The following is a 2,807-nucleotide window of genomic DNA, read 5'->3' as shown; positions in this document are numbered from 1 at the left end:
GTTTGTCGGTGAAACCAACGGTGTCGCCGACGAAGAACTCTTCGCGTTGTGCGCGCGGTGGCGGCGCCGGTTCGGGATGAATCGGGGCGGCCGTGCTATCGGGAACGATCGCCGCATATGGTAGTGCCCAGCGCCGCCGGCTCACACTGTCCTGAACGATCGCCTGTGCGTGTCGAAGCTCGACGACGGTGCCCTGCGACGGAGGTCCCAGCGGATTGTCGCCGATATAACTGACGGCCATTCCGAGGTGCAGGCGCTGACGTACTTCCAGAATGCGTCGAGGGTCATTGAGCATTTTTCCGATGGCGAGATAAAGGCGATACAGCTCGGCGCTGGGCGCCTGCCGAAGTGAGTCGAGAATGTCCATGAACGTGAAGGCGTTTAACGGGCGAGCGGCAACAGTTCGTGCGCGCGATTGACAGGATACGACGGCAACTTCTCGAGCGCGTCCTTGAGCCACGCATAAGGTTCGAAGCCGTTCAGGCGAGCCGTGCCGAGGAGTGAATACATCGTGGCAGCCGCTCTAGCACCACGCGGCGAGCCCGCGAATGTCCAATTGACTCTCCCCAGGGCGATAGGGCGAATTTGACGCTCGAGAGCGTTGTTATCAGGCAGCAGGATACCATTCCCGGTGTAGCGAATGAGTGCCTGCCAATGACGTAACGCATAGCCGAACGCCTTTGCGAGCGGCGCCTGAGCTGGCAAACCGATGACGTTGCCTTCCAGCCATTGCCGGAACCGCGCAAGTATCGGCAGCGCCTCGGCTTGCCGCGCCGCATATTTGAGATCAGGTGTTTGGTCCCGGATCCGCGACTCGATCGCATACAGGCTGGCAATCCACTGCAGCGCCTGCGCCGCAAGTCCCGGTTTGCTCTGCGCCTTCGCGATTTCGAAGAAGCGTCGACGGCAATGGGCCCAACATCCGACCTCGACGATGTCTCCGGTTTCGTAGAGTGCGCCATGTCCACTGTACGCGTCCGCCTGCAGATAACCTTTGTACTTCTGCAGGTACCGCAGCGGATGCGAACCGGAGCGCGATTGCGCGAACTCGAACACGACCGCCGGCGGGTGGTCGACCCAGACGCCGTTCTCCTCGCGCTGGCCCGCGCCCAGGTATCCCCACAATCGTGCTGTGCGCGTCGCCGTGCGACCCTTCTCGAGCAATGGCAGTGTCGTGTCACCCACGTGCATGCGAGGTGCCTGCAGCTGGTGAGCCCGTAGCGGTGGCAGCAGCACTTCGAGCAGTTCGGCTGCCGCCAGCTTCCATTCGCACAGCGTTGCCCGGGGAAGATGCACACCGCGTCGTGCATAGCGCATCTCCTGCCGGTTCAAAGGCAGGTGATCGACGTAGGTGTTGACCAGAATGTTGGCCAGCAGGCTCGCGCTCGCATTGCTCTTCGGCAGCGGCGAGGGCTGGGCACTTGCGGTCACAATGGTCGACTCGCCATCCTTCTTCGCCGCGTACTTGAAGCGGATATGCTCAATAACGGTGAGCGTGGACGGCTCGTAGTGCAGCGTCTCGCTGCGCTCTTCGCCGATGCGCTCGAGCGTATCGAATGCGGCCTTCTGTTCGTCGCTCAGATCGTATTCGATACGCGTGCGCGGCAGGTCCTTCGACAGGGCGGGACGCCCCTTGCGGGTATGGCCCGCCACCGGAGTCTTGGCCGGCTCGGGCGGAACAGGTAACTCCGTGGCGGCATCGAACAGTTCCGCCTGGCCCGCCAGCCGCTCGGAACTGACGCCGAAGCGCGCGCGGTTCGCCTGGGCAATCTGGTGCTGCAGCGCTTCCAGCTGCTCCCACAGCACGCATGCCAGCCGGTTCTGTTCGAGCGCGAAGGCTTGCAGCGCATCGGGCTCGACCGGCAATTCCGCGACAGTGATGGCGGTGGGCGGCATGGCTATCATGATGCCCAACTCGCGCTACGTTTACAAGATCGGGGAGCGTTGTATCTGCGCAGGCGAGAGCAAAGTCAACTCACACGCGTCACCGCGACGGCGCGATGCGGCTCGCGCGCCGGGATCTCTATGCCCTCGAGCCAGGCGTTGAGTTCGGCAAGCGTGAAGCCGCGTTGCGCGAGCGCCAACGGTGATGGAAAGCGGTGCCGTTCAAGGCGCTTGTACCAGAGCGCGAAGCCGGTGCGATCCCAGTATAGACATTTGACTTTCGAGCGATCCCGGCCGACGAACACGAACAGATTGCCCGAGACAGGGTTCTGGGCAAGCAGCGGTTCGACCAGATACGACAGCCCATCAATCGATTTGCGCATGTCGACCGGCTCACGGCAGATATACGCACGGACATCGGCTCCGATCAGCACCGTGCGCCTCCAAGCTGTCCGAGCACGAAACGCACGATGCGCTCGGCATGAGCACCGGTCAGCTCGATGCGAACACCGGCGAGCGACAACGTCACCCGATCACGCGAAGACGACGGAGCGTCCACCGCCGATGGCGGCGCCTGAATGGCTGGTGCGGTGTCCGGATGGGAAGCGATAAATGCCGCGTCGGGTGTGACCGCGAGCGGGCGCGCCTCTGCACGTGCCTGGCCCGAGAGCTTCTTGCGCCACAGGCCGAATGTACTAACGGTGAGCCCCTGCTCATGACAGAAACGTCGAACGCCGAGTCCGCTTGCTGTCCACGCCATGATCATCTCGCGCCAGAATGCCTCGCCTTGCCGCGGGCGTCGCGCACCCGTCGGTACAGCCGTTTCTCCCGTTGTGTCGTCCATCGCATGGCTCCGTCGTTACGATGGCAACACATTCGCACCGCGCTTACGTGCGTTCAAGACGGGATGCGCTGACGGATAC

At 62.9% G+C, this 2,807-nt stretch carries 4 protein-coding genes; all 4 read right to left on the bottom strand.

Going from position 1 to position 2,807, the window contains the following annotated elements; translation table 11 throughout:
* Window positions 1–367: hypothetical protein (locus PQQ96_RS41820; RefSeq protein ID WP_408303243.1), on the bottom strand; the 367-nt coding region annotated here is incomplete at its 3' end.
* Between the two features lie 14 nt (window positions 368–381).
* Window positions 382–1,905 carry an IS66 family transposase gene (tnpC, locus tag PQQ96_RS41815; protein ID WP_408303241.1) on the bottom strand — a complete coding sequence of 508 codons (1,524 nt, stop codon included), beginning with the start codon at window positions 1,903–1,905 and terminating at the stop codon, window positions 382–384.
* A 65-nt stretch (window positions 1,906–1,970) separates the two neighbouring features.
* On the bottom strand, window positions 1,971–2,318 hold the full coding sequence (gene tnpB, locus PQQ96_RS41810; protein ID WP_408303239.1) for an IS66 family insertion sequence element accessory protein TnpB: 348 nt from the start codon (window positions 2,316–2,318) through the stop codon (window positions 1,971–1,973).
* On the bottom strand, window positions 2,312–2,728 hold the full coding sequence (tnpA, locus tag PQQ96_RS41805) for an IS66 family insertion sequence element accessory protein TnpA (protein ID WP_408303237.1): 417 nt from the start codon (window positions 2,726–2,728) through the stop codon (window positions 2,312–2,314). The genes tnpB and tnpA overlap by 7 nt, the downstream gene beginning before the upstream one ends.
* Window positions 2,729–2,807 lie beyond the last annotated feature (79 nt).

The organism is Paraburkholderia sediminicola, from assembly GCF_046027825.1.
GTDB lineage: Bacteria > Pseudomonadota > Gammaproteobacteria > Burkholderiales > Burkholderiaceae > Paraburkholderia > Paraburkholderia sediminicola_D.
Note: the sequence above shows the minus strand (reverse complement) of the source record. Positions and strands in the feature narration are given on the sequence as shown.